A 332-nucleotide genomic window follows, 5' to 3' on the forward strand; every position below is an offset into this window, starting at 1 on the left:
GCCCGGGGCACCGGGTCTGCGGGTGGCGCTCGCCGCGCCGACCGGGAAGGCCGCGGCCCGGCTGACCCAGTCCGTCGCCGAGGCCCACGGGCGGCTGCCGGAGACCGACCGGGCCGCCGTCGCGGGGGCGACGGCGTCGACGCTGCACCGGCTGCTGGGCTCGCGGGGCACCTCGGGCCGGTTCCGCCACCACCGGGGCAACCGGCTGCCGCACGACGTCGTGGTCGTCGACGAGACGTCGATGGTGTCGCTGACGATGATGGCGCGGCTGCTGGAGGCCGTCCGACCGGACGCCCGGCTGGTGCTGGTCGGGGACCCGGACCAGCTCGCGT

The 332-nt window shown here is 78.3% G+C and carries 1 protein-coding gene; it reads left to right on the forward strand.

Annotated elements, in window-relative coordinates; genetic code table 11:
- Positions 1-332, forward strand: a 332-nt coding sequence (locus tag GTW08_RS12240; RefSeq protein ID WP_161151943.1) for an AAA family ATPase, incomplete at both ends; no start/stop codon positions are given.

Source organism: Pseudonocardia sp. SID8383, from assembly GCF_009864975.1.
Classification (GTDB): domain Bacteria; phylum Actinomycetota; class Actinomycetes; order Mycobacteriales; family Pseudonocardiaceae; genus Pseudonocardia; species Pseudonocardia alni.